Source organism: Vicinamibacterales bacterium (genome assembly GCA_035699745.1).
Taxonomy (GTDB): Bacteria; Acidobacteriota; Vicinamibacteria; order Vicinamibacterales; family 2-12-FULL-66-21; genus JAICSD01.
Genome location: DASSPH010000085.1, coordinates 1 through 17813 on the forward strand (window position 1 = coordinate 1; position 17813 = coordinate 17813).

Genomic DNA, 17813 nt, shown 5'->3' on the forward strand with positions numbered 1-17813 from the left:
CGCCCGCTCCGAGTGGTACCTGCACGGCCAGCTGCCGCTGCAGACGCTGCGCGCCGACATCGACTACGGCTTCGCCCAGGCCTTCACCACCTACGGCGCCATCGGCGTGAAGGTGTGGCTCTACAAAGGCGAGCGCCTGGCGCCGCGGATTGGCCGCGAGGAAGACTATCGGACGCCTCGCCGCGCAGCCGGCGGAGGGCGGGGTTAGCTGGGAGCTGCCGCTGTCAGCGTCCAGCGTCCCGCTTCCAGCTCGTTGCCTGGAGCACATCGCTGGAAGCCGGAAGCAGGGAGCTGGTAGCTGGTAGCTGGTAGCGACAGGGAATTTTCGTCATGTTAATGCCAAAGAAGGTCAAGTACCGGAAGCAGCAGCGCGGCCGGATGGCGGGCAAGGCCTGGAGAGGGTCGGACGTGTCGTTCGGCAACTACGGCCTCAAGGCCCTCGAGCCCTGCTGGATGACGGCGCGGCAGATCGAAGCGGCGCGCGTCGCGATGACCCGGTTCATCAAGCGCGGCGGCAAGATCTGGGTGCGCGTGTTCCCGGACAAGCCGATTACGAAGAAGCCGCAGGAAACGCGCATGGGCAAGGGCAAGGGCGCGCCCGAAGAGTGGGTGTGCGTCGTCCGCCCCGGCCGGATCCTCTTCGAGATGGAAGGGGTGACCGAGGCCGAGGCGAAGGAAGCGATGCGGCTGGCGGCGGCGAAGCTGCCGATCCGGACCCGGTTCGCCACCCGCTTCGCGGAGGAGAAAGCGTCATGAAGATCGCCGAATGCCGCGACCTGGGGACCGACGAGCTGAAGGCGCGCGTCAAGGAGATCGACGATCAGCTGTTCCGGCTGCGGATCCAGAAGTCGATGGGGCAGCTCGATGCCGCCCACAAGCTGAAGGGGCTGCGCCGTGACGTCGCCCGTCTGAAGACCGCGCTGCGCGAGAAGGAGTCGGTGTAACCGTGGCCACCAAGGCAACCGTCACTGGCGTGGTCGTCAGCGACAAGATGAACAAGACCGTCAAGGTCGCGATCGAGCGCCAGGTGCGCGATCCGCTCTACGGCAAGACGCAGAAACGCACCTCGACCTTCCTGGCGCACGACGAGAAGAACGAGGCCAAGGTCGGCGACAAGGTCGCCATCGCGGAGAGCCGTCCGCTCAGCGCCCGCAAGCGCTGGGTGGTGACCTCGATCGTCGAGAAGGCGAAGGAGATCTAGCGATTGCCGATTGGCGATCGCCGGGTGCCGATCGAGGGATCGGCGGTTGGCGATTGTCGATTGGAGGAGAACAGTCATGATTCAAATGCGTTCTATCCTCGACGTCGCTGATAACTCCGGCGCGAGAAAAATTGCCGTCATCAACCCGATCGGCGGCTCGACCGGCCGCTACGCGCGCCTCGGCGACATCGTCACCGCGTCGGTCAAGGAAGCGACGCCCGAGTCGAACGTGAAGAAGGGGTCCGTCGTCAAGGCGGTGATCGTGCGGACCGTCAAGGAGCAGCGCCGCAAGGACGGCAGCTACATCCGGTTCGATCGCAACGCCGCCGTGCTGGTCAACGACCAGAACGAGCCGATTGGGACTCGCGTGTTCGGGCCGGTGGCCCGCGAGCTGCGCGAGCGCCGCTTCATGAAGATCATCTCGTTAGCTCCAGAAGTTCTGTAGCTGGGAGCCGGAAGCTGGAAGCTGGTAACTGAAATGTCGAGACTGCAAACCCCCGTTCGGAAGAACGACAACGTGCTGGTGACGACCGGCAAGGACCGCGGCAAGAAGGGGCGCGTCCTCAAGGTCCTCCCCGAGAAGAACCGCGTCGTCGTCGAAGGCGTGAACGTGATCAAGCGCCACACCAAGCCCAACCCGCAGCGCCAGATCAAGGGCGGCGTGGTCGAGCGCGAGGCGCCGCTGCACGCGTCCAACGTGCAGCTGGTGTGCCCCGAGTGCGGCAAGGCCACCCGCGTCGGCCGCAAGATCCTCGGCGACGGACGCAAGGTGCGCATCTGCCGCAAGTGCGAGGGAGTGGTAGACAAATGAGCCGCCTCAGGGACCGCTACACCAGGGAAGTCGCGCCGGCGCTCGCCAAGGAGTTCGGCTACAAGAACGTGATGGCCATCCCCAAGATCGAGAAGGTGGTGGTCAACATGGGACTGGGCGAGGCGACCGCCAACGCGAAGATCGTCGACGTCGGCGCCGACGAGGTGATGCGCATCACCGGGCAGAAGCCGGTCGTGCGGCGCGCCAAGAAGTCGATCGCCCAGTTCAAGGTCCGCCAGGGGATGCCGATCGGCACGATGGTCACGCTGCGCGGCGACCGCATGTGGGAGTTCCTCGATCGGCTGATGTCGATCGCGCTGCCGCGCGTCCGTGACTTCCGCGGCGTGTCGCCGCGCGGCTTCGACGGCCGCGGCAACTACACGCTCGGCCTCAAGGACCAGCTGCTGTTCCCCGAGATCGACTACATGAAGGTCGACAAGGCGCGGGGCATGAACATCTCGGTGGTGACCACCGCCAAGACCGACGAAGAGTCGCGCAAGCTGCTGCAGCTGCTCGGCATGCCGTTCAGGACGTCGTAGGGACGTCCGTTACAGAGAAAGCCCGAGTAACCGATGGCCACGACAGCAAAGATCGCCAAAGAGACCAAGGCGCCGAAGTACAAGATCCGCCTTCGCAACCGCTGCAAGCGCTGCGGCCGGCCGCGCGCCTACCTTCGCAAGTTCGCCCTGTGCCGACTCTGCTTCCGCCAGCTCGCCCTCGAGGGGGACATCGCCGGCGTGACGAAGAGCAGCTGGTAACCGGCAACCGGAAACTGGGAACGGAAACAGAAATATGACAGACCCGATCGCAGACATGCTCGCCCGGATCCGCAATGCGACCCAGTCGCGGCATCCCCGCGTCGATATGCCGCTCTCGCGCCTGAAGGTCGAGATCGCGAAGATCCTGGAGAGCGAAGGTTACATTCAGGGATTCAAGGTCGTCGAGCCGAAGGCGGGCGAGCCGCAGGGCACGCTGCGCGTGCTGCTGAAGTACGGACCGCGCGGCGAGCGGGTCATCACCGGCCTGCAGCGCGTCAGCCGCCCCGGCCGCCGCGTCTACTTCGGCCGCGACGACGTGCCGGACGTCCTGGCCGGGCTCGGCACCAGCATTCTCACGACGTCGCGCGGCGTCATGACCGGCCGCGAGGCCGTCAAGGCGGGTGTCGGCGGCGAAGTGCTCTGCAACGTGTGGTAGCTGCCCGCCACCCGCTCGCAGCTTCCAGCCGGTTGCGTGAAGCGATCGAGCCGGAAGCGGAGAGCCGGCAGCAGGAAACAGACGAGTAAACGACCATGTCACGAATTGGCAAGAAGATCATCCCGATCCCCAAGGGCGTCAAGATCGACGTCCAGGCGGGCGCCGTCGACGTGCAGGGGCCCAAGGGCAAGCTGCGGCAGCCGCTGCCGCCCGGCATCGGCTTCGAGGTGAACGGCGACCACCTGACCGCGAAGACGCTCCGCGAAGATCCGGAGCTCGGCAAGTTCCACGGCCTCGCGCGCAGCCTCGTCGCCAACGCGGTGAAGGGGGTGACCGAGGGCTTCCGCAAGGAGCTCGACATCGTCGGCGTCGGCTACCGCGCGGAAGTGAAGGGCAAGCAGGTCCACTTCGCGCTCGGCTACTCGCACCCGGTCGTGTTCGACATTCCGACCGGCATCGACGTCGCCATCGACAAGCAGACGCACCTGACGGTGACCGGCATCGACCGTCAGCTCGTCGGCCAGGTCGCCGCCGACATCCGCTCGCTGCGCAAGCCCGATCCCTACAAGCAGAAGGGCGTGCGCTACACGGGTGAAGTGCTGAAGAAGAAAGCCGGGAAGACTGGAGCGAAGTAGCGCCGCTGCCCGCCCCCGGCTTCCGGCTTCCGGCCGGGAGTTCGTCGCCACGTCAGGCTGGACGCGGGAAGCGGGGAGCGGCAAGCTGGTCGCGGGTAGCTGGATATGAAGATCAAAACGACAAAGGATCGCCGCAAGAGAATTTCGCTCCGCCAGCGCAAGCGGATCACCGGCACGCCCGAGCGGCCGCGGCTGCGCGTGTTCCGCAGTGTCGGGCACATCTACGTGCAGGTCATCGACGACATGAGCGGATCGACGCTGGTGTCGGCCTCGAGCACCGAGCCGTCGCTGAAGTCGGTGTTCACCGAGAAGACGCGCGGCGGCAACGTCGCCGGCGCCAAGGCGCTCGGCAAGACGATCGCGGAGCGCCTGCAGGAGAAGGGGATCAAGCAGGTGGTGTTCGATCGCGGCGGCTACCTGTATCACGGCCGCATCAAGGCGGTGGCCGACGCGGCACGTGAGGCCGGCCTGGAATTTTGAGGCTGGCCGTTGCCAGTAGCCAGTGGCCAGTAACCAGTTGAGACACTGGAAACTGACAACTGAACTGGAAACTGGAAACTGGTAACTGGAAACTGGAACTGGAACCTGACAATGATCGAGACCAGAGAAAAGATCGACGCCTCGCAGCTGGACCTGAAGGACACGGTGGTCAACATCAGCCGCGTCACCAAGGTCGTCAAGGGCGGCAAGAATCTGAGCTTCAGCGCGCTCGTGGTCGTCGGCGACGGTCACGGCGTGGTCGGCTTCGGCGTCGGCAAGGCGAAGGAAGTGCCGTCGGCGATCAAGAAGGGCATCGAGGCGGCGAAGAAGTCGCTGATCCGGGTGCCGCTGAAGGGCACGACGGTGCCGCATCCTGTGCTCGGCAGATTCGGCGCCGGGCAGGTGCTGCTGAAGCCGGCGCCCGACGGCACCGGTATCATCGCCGGCGGCGCGGTCCGCGCCGTGGTCGAGTCGGCGGGGATCCAGAACGTGCTGACCAAGTCGATTGGTTCGGCCAACCATCACAACGTCGTTCGCGCGACGTTCCAGGGCCTGATGGAGCTGCGCGAGCCCGGCAGCGTGCTCAAGCTGCGCGGCCAGGACGCGCCGGAACCGCAGGGGTCGCCGGCCTGACGGGATCTCCAGCCGGAAGCTGGAGCGACCTGAGATCGCTTTGGACTGATAGTTATGGCGAAGAAACTGAAAATTACGCTGAGAAAGAGCGGGATCGGCTTCGACAGCAAGCAGAAGCTCGTCGTCCAGGGGCTCGGGCTGCGCCGCATCGGCCACACGGTGGAGCTGCCCGACACGCCGGCCACGCGCGGCATGATCCTGAAGGTCCGGCATCTGGTGGAAGTGACTGAGTAACGCCCAACGCGGGAAGCGACAGAGACACGATCATGAATCTTTCAAACTTGCGTCCGCCCAAGGGGGCGAAGCACGCCAAGAAGCGGGTCGGCCGCGGGCAGGGCTCGGGCAACGGCAAGACCGCGGGGCGCGGCCACAAGGGCGCGAAGTCCCGCTCCGGCTTCAAGCACAAGCGCGGCTTCGAAGGCGGCCAGATGCCGCTGCATCGCCGCGTGCCGAAGCGCGGCTTCCACAACCCGTTCCGCTCCGAGTACGCGGTGGTGAACCTCGATGCCATCGCCGAGCGGTTCGAGGCCGGCACCGAGGTGACGCCGGAACTGCTGCGCGAGCACGGTCTGGTGGGGCGGACCGGCGGCGTCAAGGTGCTCGCCCGCGGCGACATCTCGAAGAAGCTCACGATCCGGGCGCACAAATTCAGCGGCAAGGCGGCGGAGAAGATCGCCGCGGCCGGCGGGACGGCAGAGGTACTGGCGTAGGCGGGTTCCGCCTGCGCTGCAGCCACGGCGGGACGGGGCACATACATGCTCGCTGATTCGCTCAAAAACATCTTCGCGGTCTCCGACCTGCGCAAGCGCGTGCTGTTCACGCTCGGCTTGCTTGCGGTCTACCGCGTCGGCAGCCACATTCCCACGCCCGGCGTGAACAAGGAAGCGCTGCAGCTCCTGGCGGACCAGGCGAAGAACACGATGTTCGGCCTCTACGACATGTTCTCGGGGCAGAACCTGTCGCAGATGACGATCTTCGCGCTCGGCATCATGCCGTATATCAGCGCGTCGATCATCCTGCAGCTGCTCACCGTCGTCTGGCCGTATCTCGAGCGGCTGTCGAAGGAAGGGGAGCTGGGGCGCCGCAAGATCACGCAGTACACCCGCTACGGCACGATCGTGCTGGCGGTGGTGCAGGCGTTCGGCATCGCGCTGTTCCTGGAGCACCAGACCAACATCGCCGGCGGGCTGCCGCTGGTCTACAACCCGGGCTGGTTCTTCCGCTTCATGACGGTGCTGACGCTGACCACCGGCACCGCCTTCATCATGTGGCTGGGCGAGCAGATCACCGAGCGCGGCGTCGGCAACGGCATGTCGCTCATCATCTTCGCCGGCATCGTGGTGAACCTGCCGGCGGCGGTGCTGACCACCGTCGAGCAGATGACGCTCGGCCAGATCGGCTTCTTCTCGATGCTGATCCTGCTGGTGGTGATGATCGCGGTGGTCGCCGCCATCATCTTCGTCGAGCGCGGCCATCGCCGGGTGACCGTCCAGTACGCCAAGCGCGTCGTCGGCCGCCGGATGTACGGCGGGTCGAGCACCCACATCCCGCTGAAGGTGAACACCGGCGGCGTCATCCCGGTGATCTTCGCCTCGTCGATCCTGGCGTTCCCGATGACGATGCGCGGCATGTTCCCGCAGGGATCGTTCGTGCAGCGGATGATCGACCAGATCGACTACGGCATGCCGCTGCACAACCTGCTGTACCTGGCCGGCATCATCTTCTTCTGCTACTTCTACACCGCGATCATCTTCAACCCGGATGACGTCGCGGAGAACATGCGGAAGTACGGCGGCTTCATCCCCGGCATCCGCCCCGGCAAGCGGACCGCGGAATACATCGACACGATCCTGACCCGCATCACGCTGGTCGGGGCGATTTATCTCGCGCTGGTCGCGCTGCTGCCGCAGTTCCTGATCAGCGGGTTCAAGGTGGCGCCGATTCCGTTCATCGGCGAGACCCTGGATCGCTATACGCCGACCTTCATCACCCAGGGGCTCGGCGTGACCTTCTACTTCGGCGGCACGTCGCTGCTGATCATCGTCGGGGTGGCGATGGACACGGTGCAGCAGGTGGAGTCGCAGCTCATCATGCGCCACTACGACGGCTTCATGAAGAAGACGCGCATTCGCGGGCGGCGGGGCCAGTAGGTGGCGCGGCCTCAGACGATGGCGCTGAACGTCGTCATGCTCGGCCCCCCGGGGGCCGGCAAGGGGACGCAGGCGGAGCGCTTCGCGCGCAGCCACGGGCTGCCGAAGATCTCGACCGGCGACATCCTGCGCGAGGCGGTGCAGGCCGGGACGGAGCTCGGCCGCGCCGCCGAGGCGACGATGGACGCCGGGGAGCTGGTCGGCGACGACGTGATGATCGCCATCGTGCGCGAGCGGCTGGAGCGGCCCGACACGCGGGCCGGCTTCGTGCTCGACGGATTCCCGCGCACCGTGCCGCAGGCGACGGCGCTGGACGCCATCATGAACGGGCGCGGTCCGCTGGTGGTGGTCGACATCGTCGTGCCCGAAGACGTGCTGCTGCGCCGCCTGGCGGCGCGGCGGATCTGCGGCAGCTGCGGCGTCAACGCGCCGATCGAGTGGACGACGTCGTGCGGCCACTGCGGCGGCGCGCTGGTCACGCGATCGGACGACGGCGTCGAGATCGTGCGCGGCCGCTTGAAGGTCTATCACCGCGAGACGCGGCCGATCGTGGAGTTCTACTCGGCGCGGCCGACGTTCCGCGTGATCGACGGCAACCAGCCGCCCGACGTGGTGACGGCAGCGATGGATCGGGCGATCTGCGAGGCGTCGGGTGAAGCCGGAGCGGTGAAGACCGGCCCGGTGAAGGAAGCGCGGCTGTGATCGTCTGCAAGTCGCCGGCGGAGATCGCCAAGATGCGCGTGGCGAGCCAGCTCGTCGCGCAGGTGCTCGAGGAGCTGGCCGCGATGGTGGCCCCCGGGGTCAGCACCGCCGACCTGGATGCCGCCGCGGAAGCCAAGGTCCGCGCCGCCGGCGCCGAGCCGGCGTTCAAGGGCTATCGCGGCTACCCGGCGACGCTGTGCGCGTCGGTGAACGAGCAGGTGATCCACGGGATCCCCTCGAAGCATCTGCTGAAGTCGGGGGACATCGTGTCGCTCGACATGGGCGTGAAGCTGAACGGGTACTACGGCGACTCGGCGGTAACGGTGCCGGTCGGCTCGGTGGGCGAGGACGTTTCGCGGCTGCTGCGGGTCACGCAGGAAGCGCTGGACCGCGGCATCGCGCAGGTGAAGGTGGGCGGCCGGATCTCGGACATCGGCCATGCCATCCAGAAGCACGTCGAGGCGCACGGCTTCTCGGTGGTGCGCGAGTTCGTCGGACACGGCATCGGCGCCTCGCTGCACGAAGAGCCGCAGATCGCCAATTACGGGGAGCCTGGACGCGGCCCGCGGCTGGCGGAGGGGATGACCCTGGCGATCGAGCCGATGGTGAACATGGGCCGCCCTGGTGTGAAGGTGCTGTCCGACGGATGGACGGCGGTGACGAAGGACGGCAGCCTGTCGGCCCACTTCGAGCACACGGTCGCGGTGACGAAAGACGGCCCGCTGGTGTTGACGGCGAGGCCGGTTCCCGCGGGGCGATAGGCATCGGGTCATCGGGTGATCGGGTGATCGGGTGATCGTCGAAGGTGTGGTGAAGGAAACGCTGCCCTACGCGCAGTACCGGGTGGAGATCGACGGGCCGCGGCAGATTACGGCGCACGCGCCGAGCGGGCCGGGCAAGAACTTCATCCGGGTGCTGGTGGGCGATCGGGTGAAGCTGGAGTTGAGCCCGAGGGACGTGACGCGCGGAAGGATAGTCCAAAAGCTATGAAGGTCAGAGCATCGGTGAAGCGAATCTGTGACAAGTGCAAGGTCATCCGCCGCCGCGGCGTGGTGCGCGTGATCTGCCCGAACCAGAAGCACAAGCAGCGTCAGGGATAGAGGAATCATGGCACGTATAGCTGGAATTGACCTGCCGCGTACCAAGCGGATCGAAATCGGCCTGACCTACATCTACGGCATCGGCCGCAAGCGCTCGAACGACATCCTGAGCGCGGCGGGGGTGAGCGGCGACATCCGGATCAAGGACCTGTCGGAAGACGACGTCCGCAAGATCAGCCGGGTGATCGAGGAGCAGGGGGGCGTCGAAGGGGACCTCCGCAAGGAAGTCTCGATGAACATCAAGCGGCTGATGGAAATCGGCAGCTGGCGCGGGCTGCGCCACCGCCGCAATCTGCCGGTCCGCGGGCAGCGGACCAAGACCAACGCGCGGACGCGCAAGGGGCCGCGCAAGGGCGCGATCGCGAAAAAGAAGACTGTGTAGGAACCCGTCGCCAGTTTCCGGTTTCCGGTTTCCAGAAGAGGAAACGGGAGCACTGGAGACGGCTGGCAACTGGCAACTGGTAACTGGTAACTGACTTATGGCCAAACAAGAAGCAGCCGATCCGAACGTTCCAGCCGCGGAAGGCGGAGGCAAGAAGCCCGCCGGCCGTCCGGCGAAGAAGAAGACGTTCAAGAAGCGCGGCGAGAAGCGCGTCATCCATCACGGCTACGCGCACATCCACGCCTCGTTCAACAACACGACGATCACCATCACCGATCCGGAAGGGGCGGTGATCGCGTGGTCGAGCGCCGGCGGGATCGGCTTCAAGGGATCGCGCAAGGGCACGCCGTTCGCGGCGACGCAGGCGGCGATCGCCGCCGGCAACGCCGCCAAGGCGTTCGGCATGCGGACGCTGGAGGTCCGGGTCAAGGGACCGGGCGCCGGACGCGAGTCGGCGATCCGCGCGCTGCAGACCATCGGCCTCGATGTGAAATCGATTCGTGACGTGACGCCGATCCCGCACAACGGGTGCCGTCCGCCGAAGCGGCGCCGTGTCTGACGCTGCGGCGTCGCGTTACCGGCAACGGGCGGCCGGTAACCGGCGACGGGGAACAGGTAACAGGAAACAGGAAACGACAGGAATTTAACGAATGGCAAGGTACTCAGGACCGGTTTGTCGGCTGTGCCGGCGCGAAGGCATGAAGCTCTTCCTCAAGGGAGAGCGCTGCTACACCGAGAAGTGCGCGATCGAGAAGCGCAACATGCCTCCGGGTCAGCACGGCAAGCTGCGCAAGGCGAAGATCGTCGGCTACGGCCTGCAGCTGCGCGAGAAGCAGAAGGTCAAGCGCATCTACGGGGTGCTCGAGAACCAGTTCCGCCGCTACTTCGAGATGGCGGACCGCACCCGCGGCATCACCGGCGAGACGCTGCTGCAACTGCTGGAGCGGCGGCTCGACAACGTGATCTACCGCCTCGGGCTCGCCACCTCGCGCGCCCAGGCGCGGCAGCTGGTGCGCCACGGCCACTTCACGGTGAACGGCCGCAAGGTCGATATCCCGTCGTACTCGGTGAAGGCGGGGGACACCATCGGCGTCCAGGCGCGCAGCGCGCAGAACCCGGCGATCCAGCACGCGCTGGAAGAGGTCAAGGGTCGCGGCGTGCCGGAATGGCTGTCGTTCGATCAGGGCGCGATGGCCGGACGGATCGCCTCGCTGCCGACGCGCGAGCAGATCAACCTGCCGGTGCAGGAACAGCTGATCGTGGAGTTGTACAGCAAGTAGCCAGTTTCGAGTTGCCAGTTGCCGGTTTCCAGTTCTGACTGGGTACCGGGAGCTGGCGACCGACGCCCCTTGCCCGCAGCCTTCCCGGATCTGCGGTGGGAGGCAAGAGGCTGAACGCAGATCCGGCGGCGGTCCAACATCGGGCCGCCGAATGAAAGAGAGCAAGGTCACATGTTGTGGAAAGGTTTTCAGCGTCCGAAGCGGCTCGAGTTCGAGCGTGAAACTCTCACCGACCGGTTCGGCCGGTTCTACGCCCAGCCGTTCGAGCGCGGCTTCGGCACCACGGTCGGCAATGCGATGCGCCGCGTGCTGCTGTCCTCGATCGAAGGGGCGGCGGTGACCGCGGTCAAGATCGACGGCGTGCTGCACGAGTTCTCGCCGATTCCCGGCGTGGTCGAGGACGCGACCGACATCATCCTCAACCTGAAGCAGATCCCGCTGAAGATGCACACCGACGCGACCAAGACGCTGTACGTCCGGGTCGACAAGGCCGGCGAGGTCCGCGCCCGCGACATCGAGGCCGACAGCGACGTCGAGATCCTCGAGCCGGACGCGCACATCGCCACCGTCGCCGAGCACGGCAAGCTGCACATGGAGCTGCGCGTCAAGCGCGGCCGCGGCTACATCTCGGCCGACAAGAACTTCGACGAGGATCTCGGCATCGGCTGGATCCCGGTGGACTCGGTCCACTCGCCGATCAAGAAGGTGAACTACCTGGTCGAGGCGGCGCGCATCGGCCAGAACACCGACTACGACAAGCTGACCGTCGACGTCTGGACCAACGGCTCGGTCACGCCGCGCGACGCGGTCTCGCTCTCGGCGAAGCTGATTCGCGATCACCTGAACATCTTCATCAATCTCGAGGACGCCGCCGAGCTGTCGGCGGAAGGGGGCGGCGAAGCGTCGGCCGCGACCTCGAACGAGAACCTCGACAAGAGCGTCGAGGAGCTGGAGCTGTCCGTCCGGTCGTACAACTGCCTCAAGAACGCGAACATCCGCACGATCCGCGAGCTGGTGCAGAAGACCGAAGGGGAGATGCTCAAGACCAAGAACTTCGGCCGCAAGTCGCTGAACGAGATCAAGGAGATCCTCACCTCGATGGGGCTCGGACTCGGCATGCGGCTCGACCAGCCGGCCGCGCAGTCGCAGGAATAGCCATGCGTCACAGAGTTGGCCAGAGAAAGCTGGGCCGCGTCACCGAGCACCGGATCGCGATGCTGCGCAACCAGGCGGAAGCGCTGATCCGGCACGAGCGGCTCGAGACGACGATGCCCAAGGCGAAGGAGCTGCGGCCCTTCGTCGAGCGCATCATCACCATCGCCAAGCGCGGGCTGGCGGGCGGCGGCGCCAACGGCAGGTCGCTGCACGCGCGCCGCCTGGTGCTGCGCGACATCCAGAACCGCGACGTCGTCGCCAAGCTGTTCGACACCATCGCGCCGCGCTTCGAGGCGCGGCCGGGGGGCTACACCCGCATCCTCCGCCTCGGCTTCCGCCGCGGCGACAGCGCGGAGGTCGCCCAGATCGAGCTGGTCGGCAGCGAGTACGATCCCAACGCCGAGACCGAAAAGACGGAAGCGGCGGCCAAGCCGCAGGCGAAGGGCGTCGGCGGGCGGCTGCGCGCGGCGGCGGATCGCCTCCGCGGCAAGAAGGCCGCCGAAGGAGAGGAAGGCGAGGCGGCGGAAGGGGCCGCGCCGAAGAAGGCGAAGCCCGCGCGCCCGGAGCGTGCCAAGGGCGGCGGCAGGGCGGACACCCGCGGCAAGGGGGCCAAGACATCGACCCCGAGGAAAGCTGGAGGGTCGTAGTCACTGCCGGTTGGCGATTGCCGATTGTGGATCGACGAATGATGATTGGGTGATTGGCGATCGACGGATTGAGGATTGATGATTGGGCCTTCGTGCCTCTGACCGTCAGCCAATCTCCAATCGCCAATTCGTCGATCGCCAACCACCCAATCGCCAATCCGTCGATCGCCAATCACCCAATCGCCACCCGTCGATCGGCAATCGGCAACCGCCACTCGGCAATCGAGGCGGCTCAGACTTCCTCGGCCGCCTCGGCCCCCCTTTCCTGCTTGGACGCCGCGATGATCTTCGCGTGCAGGTGCTGCGGCACTTCCTCGTAGTGATCGAACTCCATGTGATACGACCCGCGGCCGCCGGTGGCTGAGGTCAGGTGCTGCTCGTAGGTCAGCATCTCCTGCATCGGCACCTTGGCGCGGATGATCGTCATCGCGCCGCGCGTGTCCATGCCGCCGATCCGTCCGCGGCGGCTGTTGAGATCCCCCATCAGATCGCCGGCGTAATCGCTCGGCGCGTAGACCTCGACGTTCATCACCGGCTCGAGCAGCGTCGGGCGCGCCCGCGCCATCCCGTCCTTGAACGCCAGCGACGCGGCCATCTTGAACGACAGTTCGTTCGAGTCGACGGCGTGGTACGAGCCGTCGAAGACGGTCGCCTTGAAGTCCACCATCGGGTAGCCGGCGAGGAAGCCGCGCATCCGCGAGTCCTGCAGCCCCTTCTCGATCGCCGGCACGAACTGCCGCGGAATCGCCCCGCCGAAGATGTCGTTGGCGAACTCGAAATCGCTGCCGCGGGGCAGCGGCTCGAACTTCACCTTGCAGTCGCCGAACTGGCCGTGGCCGCCGGTCTGCTTCTTGTGACGGCCGTGCGCTTCCACCGCCGCGGTGATCGTCTCGCGGTAGGGGATGCGCGGCAGCTTCAGCGTCACTTCGACGCCGAAGCGGCGCTTCAGCTTGGCGACCGTGACCTCGATGTGCGACTGCCCCTGGCCGGCGAGCAGCAGCTCCTTGGTCTGCTGGTCGCGCGTGTAGTTGATGGTCGGATCCTCTTCCTGCAGCCGGTGCAGCGCCGTGCCGATCTTCTCTTCGTCGCCGCGGCTCTTCGGCTCGATCGCATACGAGATGACCGGCTCGGGGAACTTGATCGGCGGCACCTTCGGCGCCCCCTTGTCGCCGATGACGTCGGCCGTCTGCGTCTCCTTGAGCTTGGCGACCGCGCCGATGTCGCCGGCCCGCACCTCGGGCACGTTCGTCTGCGTCTTCCCCTGCACCGCGGCGAGATGGCCGAGCCGCTCGGGCGTGTCCTTGGTCACGTTGTGGACGGTGGTGTCCGCCTTCAGCGTGCCGGAGATGACGCGGAACAGCGTGATGCGCCCGGCGAACGGATCCGCGACCGTCTTCCATACGAACGCGGCCGCCGGCCCGCCCTCCTTCACCGGGATCTCGACGTCTTCCCCGTCCGGCGTCCGCGCCCGCAGCGGACGCTCCGCCGGCGAGGGGACGTAGCTCAGGATGGCGTCGAGCAGCGGCTGCATGCCGATGTTCGACGTCGCCGAGGTGAGCAGCAGCGGAAACACCCGCGCCGCGCCGACGCCGCGCTTCAGGCCGGCGACCAGCTCCTCCTGCGTCAGCGTGCCGGCGTCGAAGAACTTCTCCATCAGCGCGTCGTCCGCTTCGGCGACCATCTCGATGAGCGCTTCGCGCGCCGCCTGGACGGCGTCGGCCATCTCCGCGGGGATCGCCGCTTCCGACGGCTTGCCGTCGGCGAACGTGTAGGCCTTCATCGCCACGAGATCGACGATGCCCTTGAACGCGCGCTCCTCGCCGATCGGCAGCTGGATCGGGATGACGGTGCGGCCGAACACCGAGCGCAGCGAGGCGAGCGACCGTTCGAGCGAGGCGCGCTCGCGATCGAGGCGGTTGAGCACGACCAGCCGCGGCAGCGCGAGCTCGTCGGCCGCTTCCCAGACCTTCTCGGTCGAAACTTCGACGCCCGCGACGGCATCGACCACCACCAGGGCGGCGTCCGCGACGCGCAGCGCCGCGCGCGCGTCGCTCAGGAAGTTCGCCATGCCCGGCGTGTCGATGAAATTGATCTTGGTCTTGTTCCACTCAGCGTAAGCCGCGCCGGCGGAGAGGGTGTGCTTGCGGGCGATTTCCTCGTCGTCGTAATCGGTGACGGTGGTGCCTTCGTCGACTTTGCCCAGGCGGTTGACCGCCCCGGCGGCGAAGAGCACGGTGGACACGAGCTGGGTCTTCCCGGAGCCGGAGTGGCCGACCAGCGCGACATTCCGAAGGCTGGCGGCATCGTAGACCTTCATGAGGGTACCCTCCGCTACTGACCAGTTGCCCGGTGCCAGATGCCGGCGCCCCGGGGGGGTCTATCCGGCCATCCTATTGCGCGCCGCTGGGCGGATCAAGCGAACAGCTCTCAGCTGACAGCGGTTAGCTGTTTTCCTCGATTCCGTCGCATTGGTTCATGACGGCCGGAATGACCCGGCCCCATTCATGGACGGACAGCAATGATCACAGCGACCGAGAAAGCCCTCGTGCAGAACAGTTTCGCCGCCGTGGCGACCATCGCCGACGACGCGGCGGTGATCTTCTACCAGCGGCTGTTCGAGCTCGATCCGTCGCTGCGGCCGATGTTCCGCGGGGACATGGCCGAGCAGCGGAAGAAGCTGATGCAGATGATCACGGCGGCGGTGAAGGGGCTCGATCGGCTGGAGCAGCTCGTGCCCGTCGTCCAGGACCTCGGGCGGCGGCACGTGCGCTACGGGGTGCGCGACGCGCATTACGAGACGGTGGGCGCGGCGCTGCTGTGGACGCTCGAAGCGGGGCTCGGCAAGGCGTTCACCCCGGAGGTGAAGGCGGCGTGGACCGCGGTCTACGGGCTGCTCGCCACGACGATGAAGGATGCGGCCCGCGAGGCGCTGGCGGCCTGAACGATCAGACGCGCGATTGGTCGAAGATCTCGACGCGGCCGTCGCGGACGGTGAGGATGACGACCGCGCCGTCGCGCGACGGGATCGTCGCCACCGTGGTGCCGGTGCGGCCGTCGAGCAGCGGGATGGCGCCGTTGGCGGGCGCGGGGGCCGGCGACAGCGGCCGGCCGTGAAGGTAGCCGCGCAGATCGTCGGCGAGATCCTCGGCCGCCTGATACCGGGCGTTGACGTCGCGGTGCATGGCCCGGGCGACGATCGTCTCGAGCGGGCCGTCGAACGCGCCGTCGAACGACGACAGCGGCGGCGGATCGGCGTGCAGGATCTGCTGCAGCGCCTCCGGCCAGTGCAGGTCGGCGAGGTCGAAGGGGAGCCGATCGGCGAGCAGCCGGTAGAGGAGCACGCCCAATGCGTAGACGTCGCTGCGCGCGTCGACGTCGGCGGGACGGCCGCGCAGCTGCTCGGGGCTCATGTACGCCAGCGTGCCGAGCAGCTGCCCGTGGGCGGTCTGCACGGTGAACCGCTCGATGCCGGCGCCCGATCCGCTCGCGCGCGCGATGCCGAAGTCGAGGATCTTGGGCTGGTGCGGATCGGCGACCAGCACGTTCGCCGGCTTCAGATCGCGGTGGATGATGCCGCGCTCGTGCGCGTGCTGCACGGCGTCGGCGAGCTTGATGCCGAGCCGCACGCGGTCGTGAATCGGCAGCGCGCGGGCGCGGACGTAGTCGGTGATCGGCGGACCGGCGACCAGCTCCATCACCAGGTGCGCCGGCGTCGCGCGATCGCCCGGCGCGAACGAGTACACCTGCGCGATGCCGGGGTGCTGCAGCCGCCCGAGCAGCTCCGCCTCCTGTTCGAAGCGCCGCAGGATCTCGGGATGGCGGAAGCCGCGGCGCAGGACCTTGATTGCGACGGTGCGGCGCGGGCGATCCTGCTGCGCCGCGTAGACCACGCCCATGCCGCCGGAGCCGAGCGCGTGCAGCACGAGGAACGTTCCCAGCCGCGTGCCGGGCTGCAGCGGGCCGTCCACCGCGGCCATGTCGAGCGAGGGGATTCGCGCCGGATCGAGAAACTCGTCGTCCGGTTCGTCGAGCGACGCGAGGAGCTGCAGCACTTCGCGGCGCAGCGCCGTGTCGCCGCCGCAGCGTTCCTCGAGCACCGCGGCGCGGTCCTCGGGAGCGACGTCGGCGAGCGCGAGAAAGATGGCGTCCGCGCCCGTTCGCGAGCTCATCTGTCGTGGTTCGGCGGGGCGTCGACCGGCCCCAGCGCGCGGTGCAGCCAGGCGCGCGCGAACTTCCATTCGTTCTTGACCGTGGCCGGCGACAGGTCCATCGCCGCCGCCGTTTCCTCGACGCTCAGGCCGGCGAAGTACCGCAGCGAGACGACCTGCGCCTTGCGCGGGTCGGTCTGTTCGAGCCGGGTGAGCGCTTCGTCGACGGCGACGAGATCGGTCAGTGCCGGATCGACGCGGAGGATCCCCGTGTCCAATTCGACGCGCTCGCCGGAGCCGCCGTGCTTGATCCGCTGGTAGTGCCGCGCCCGCTCGACGAGGATGCGCCGCATGGCCAGCGCCGCGGCGGCGAAGAAATGGCCGCGGCGATCCCACAGCCGCGCGTGATCGTCGCCCGAGACGCGCATGTAGGCTTCGTGCACCAGCGCCGTCGGCTGCAGCGTCTGATGCGGCTGCCGCTCGCGCGCCAGCCTGGCCCTCGCGAGTTTGCGCAGTTCGTCATAGACTTCGGGCAGCAGTTCCCCGGATGTGCCCGGCCCGTCCACCTCCCCCGGAGGCTTCGCGTTGGGATCGGTCATGTGGAACGCGAAGGATTATGACACCGGACGCCATCGAACAGGTGCGCCAGAGTTATACCCGCCTGACCGCCGCCGAGCGGCAGCTGTCGGCGGGTTTCTACGACCGCTTGTTCACCGCCGCGCCGAATCTGCGCCGCCTGTTCCCCGAGAATCTCTCCACGCTGCAGGGGCATTTCGAAGCCGCGATCGCGCTGGTGATCCGCAACCTCAATGACATGGATGCCCTGAAGGAGCCGCTCCGCGACCTGGGCGCGCAGCACGTGCACTGGGGCGCGCGCCCCGAGGACTACCTCACCGCGCGTGACGCGCTGGTCGGCGCCATCGGCGCCTGCTCCCCCGACTGGAGCCCGGAGCTCGAATCCCACTGGCGCGACGCGATCACCGCAATCATCGTCCCGATGATCGAAGGGGCGGCGGTGTATCACGCGCTGGAAGCAGAACGAATCAGCGCTGAGCTGTGAGCTGTCAGCTACCAGCTACCAGCTTCCAGCTTCCAGCTTCCAGCTTCCAGCTTCCAGCTTCCAGCTTCAGACCAGCATTAACGATGGCGGCCCTCAACGGTTTCGATGAGGCGCACCAGATTCTTGCGAACATCGGATACTTCGTTCCCGAGCCGGGTAAGAACGTCCCCGGGAATCAACTTGACCTCACGGCCGAGAAACAGGTCCGACTCGAATTCGTTGCAGGACCCCATCG

General features: G+C 67.0%; 28 protein-coding genes and 1 pseudogene. 26 read left to right on the plus strand and 3 right to left on the minus strand.

The window, feature by feature from the left end; all coding sequences use genetic code 11:
• The 24 genes and pseudogenes from VFK57_20935 to rplQ all read left to right on the plus strand — a co-directional run.
• On the plus strand, positions 1-208 hold a 208-nt coding region (locus tag VFK57_20935; GenBank protein HET7698194.1), incomplete at its 5' end, for a 30S ribosomal protein S3.
• A 122-nt stretch (positions 209-330) separates the two neighbouring features.
• Positions 331-756 carry a 50S ribosomal protein L16 gene (gene rplP / locus VFK57_20940; protein HET7698195.1) on the plus strand — a complete coding sequence of 142 codons (426 nt, stop codon included), beginning with the start codon at positions 331-333 and terminating at the stop codon, positions 754-756.
• Entirely contained in the window at positions 753-944 is a 192-nt protein-coding gene (gene rpmC / locus VFK57_20945) for a 50S ribosomal protein L29 (protein HET7698196.1), read from the plus strand. Before rplP ends, rpmC begins: the two co-directional genes overlap by 4 nt.
• Before the next feature lie 2 nt (positions 945-946).
• Positions 947-1201, plus strand: coding sequence for a 30S ribosomal protein S17 (gene rpsQ / locus VFK57_20950; protein HET7698197.1), 255 nt, complete (start codon positions 947-949; stop codon positions 1199-1201).
• Positions 1202-1277: 76 nt separating this feature from the next.
• On the plus strand, positions 1278-1646 hold the full coding sequence (rplN, locus tag VFK57_20955; GenBank protein HET7698198.1) for a 50S ribosomal protein L14: 369 nt from the start codon (positions 1278-1280) through the stop codon (positions 1644-1646).
• A 33-nt stretch (positions 1647-1679) separates the two neighbouring features.
• Positions 1680-2012 (plus strand): 50S ribosomal protein L24, encoded by a 333-nt coding sequence (gene rplX / locus VFK57_20960; GenBank protein ID HET7698199.1) that lies wholly within the window; start codon positions 1680-1682, stop codon positions 2010-2012.
• A complete protein-coding gene (rplE, locus tag VFK57_20965) occupies positions 2009-2551 on the plus strand; it encodes a 50S ribosomal protein L5 (GenBank protein ID HET7698200.1) in 543 nt (180 codons plus the stop codon). The genes rplX and rplE overlap by 4 nt, the downstream gene beginning before the upstream one ends.
• A gap of 33 nt (positions 2552-2584) precedes the next feature.
• Positions 2585-2770, plus strand: a complete 186-nt coding sequence (locus VFK57_20970; GenBank protein HET7698201.1) for a type Z 30S ribosomal protein S14 — start codon at positions 2585-2587, stop codon at positions 2768-2770.
• Positions 2771-2804: 34 nt separating this feature from the next.
• Complete coding sequence (gene rpsH / locus VFK57_20975) at positions 2805-3206, plus strand: 30S ribosomal protein S8 (protein HET7698202.1); 402 nt, start codon at positions 2805-2807, stop codon at positions 3204-3206.
• Positions 3207-3301: 95 nt separating this feature from the next.
• Positions 3302-3841 (plus strand): 50S ribosomal protein L6, encoded by a 540-nt coding sequence (gene rplF / locus VFK57_20980; GenBank protein ID HET7698203.1) that lies wholly within the window; start codon positions 3302-3304, stop codon positions 3839-3841.
• 105 nt (positions 3842-3946) lie between these two features.
• Entirely contained in the window at positions 3947-4321 is a 375-nt protein-coding gene (gene rplR, locus VFK57_20985) for a 50S ribosomal protein L18 (GenBank protein HET7698204.1), read from the plus strand.
• 111 nt (positions 4322-4432) lie between these two features.
• Positions 4433-4954, plus strand: coding sequence for a 30S ribosomal protein S5 (gene rpsE / locus VFK57_20990; GenBank protein ID HET7698205.1), 522 nt, complete (start codon positions 4433-4435; stop codon positions 4952-4954).
• 54 nt (positions 4955-5008) lie between these two features.
• A complete protein-coding gene (gene rpmD, locus VFK57_20995; protein HET7698206.1) occupies positions 5009-5188 on the plus strand; it encodes a 50S ribosomal protein L30 in 180 nt (59 codons plus the stop codon).
• Positions 5189-5220: 32 nt separating this feature from the next.
• Entirely contained in the window at positions 5221-5664 is a 444-nt protein-coding gene (rplO, locus tag VFK57_21000; GenBank protein HET7698207.1) for a 50S ribosomal protein L15, read from the plus strand.
• A 45-nt stretch (positions 5665-5709) separates the two neighbouring features.
• Positions 5710-7104: a preprotein translocase subunit SecY gene (gene secY, locus VFK57_21005; protein HET7698208.1), complete on the plus strand. Its 1395-nt coding sequence runs from the start codon at positions 5710-5712 to the stop codon at positions 7102-7104.
• Entirely contained in the window at positions 7105-7806 is a 702-nt protein-coding gene (locus VFK57_21010; protein ID HET7698209.1) for an adenylate kinase, read from the plus strand. It begins immediately after the preceding gene.
• A complete protein-coding gene (map, locus tag VFK57_21015; protein HET7698210.1) occupies positions 7803-8567 on the plus strand; it encodes a type I methionyl aminopeptidase in 765 nt (254 codons plus the stop codon). The genes VFK57_21010 and map overlap by 4 nt, the downstream gene beginning before the upstream one ends.
• Positions 8568-8598: 31 nt before the next feature.
• The gene (gene infA / locus VFK57_21020; GenBank protein HET7698211.1) at positions 8599-8796 is read left to right on the plus strand and encodes a translation initiation factor IF-1; all 198 of its coding nucleotides are present in this window, start codon (positions 8599-8601) and stop codon (positions 8794-8796) included.
• Complete coding sequence (gene rpmJ, locus VFK57_21025) at positions 8793-8906, plus strand: 50S ribosomal protein L36 (protein HET7698212.1); 114 nt, start codon at positions 8793-8795, stop codon at positions 8904-8906. Before infA ends, rpmJ begins: the two co-directional genes overlap by 4 nt.
• Before the next feature lie 7 nt (positions 8907-8913).
• A complete protein-coding gene (gene rpsM, locus VFK57_21030) occupies positions 8914-9288 on the plus strand; it encodes a 30S ribosomal protein S13 (GenBank protein HET7698213.1) in 375 nt (124 codons plus the stop codon).
• A gap of 97 nt (positions 9289-9385) precedes the next feature.
• Entirely contained in the window at positions 9386-9847 is a 462-nt protein-coding gene (gene rpsK, locus VFK57_21035; protein HET7698214.1) for a 30S ribosomal protein S11, read from the plus strand.
• Positions 9848-9938: 91 nt separating this feature from the next.
• Positions 9939-10568 carry a 30S ribosomal protein S4 gene (rpsD, locus tag VFK57_21040; protein ID HET7698215.1) on the plus strand — a complete coding sequence of 210 codons (630 nt, stop codon included), beginning with the start codon at positions 9939-9941 and terminating at the stop codon, positions 10566-10568.
• A gap of 171 nt (positions 10569-10739) precedes the next feature.
• Entirely contained in the window at positions 10740-11723 is a 984-nt protein-coding gene (locus tag VFK57_21045) for a DNA-directed RNA polymerase subunit alpha (GenBank protein HET7698216.1), read from the plus strand.
• 2 nt (positions 11724-11725) lie between these two features.
• Positions 11726-12100: pseudogene (gene rplQ / locus VFK57_21050) on the plus strand (50S ribosomal protein L17).
• Between the two features lie 502 nt (positions 12101-12602).
• On the opposite strand, the gene fusA reads toward rplQ, so the two are convergent.
• Positions 12603-14687 carry an elongation factor G gene (fusA, locus tag VFK57_21055; GenBank protein ID HET7698217.1) on the minus strand — a complete coding sequence of 695 codons (2085 nt, stop codon included), beginning with the start codon at positions 14685-14687 and terminating at the stop codon, positions 12603-12605.
• A 201-nt stretch (positions 14688-14888) separates the two neighbouring features.
• Between fusA and VFK57_21060 the strand changes: the two genes are divergently transcribed.
• Positions 14889-15311 carry a globin family protein gene (locus VFK57_21060; protein ID HET7698218.1) on the plus strand — a complete coding sequence of 141 codons (423 nt, stop codon included), beginning with the start codon at positions 14889-14891 and terminating at the stop codon, positions 15309-15311.
• A gap of 4 nt (positions 15312-15315) precedes the next feature.
• Here the strand turns inward: VFK57_21060 and VFK57_21065 are convergent, their stop codons facing one another.
• Both VFK57_21065 and VFK57_21070 read right to left on the minus strand, forming a co-directional pair.
• Complete coding sequence (locus tag VFK57_21065) at positions 15316-16539, minus strand: serine/threonine-protein kinase (GenBank protein HET7698219.1); 1224 nt, start codon at positions 16537-16539, stop codon at positions 15316-15318.
• Positions 16536-17117 carry an ECF-type sigma factor gene (locus tag VFK57_21070; protein HET7698220.1) on the minus strand — a complete coding sequence of 194 codons (582 nt, stop codon included), beginning with the start codon at positions 17115-17117 and terminating at the stop codon, positions 16536-16538. Before VFK57_21070 ends, VFK57_21065 begins: the two co-directional genes overlap by 4 nt.
• Positions 17118-17134: 17 nt before the next feature.
• On the opposite strand from VFK57_21070, the gene VFK57_21075 reads away from it, so the two are divergent.
• Entirely contained in the window at positions 17135-17578 is a 444-nt protein-coding gene (locus tag VFK57_21075) for a globin domain-containing protein (GenBank protein HET7698221.1), read from the plus strand.
• Positions 17579-17813 lie beyond the last annotated feature (235 nt).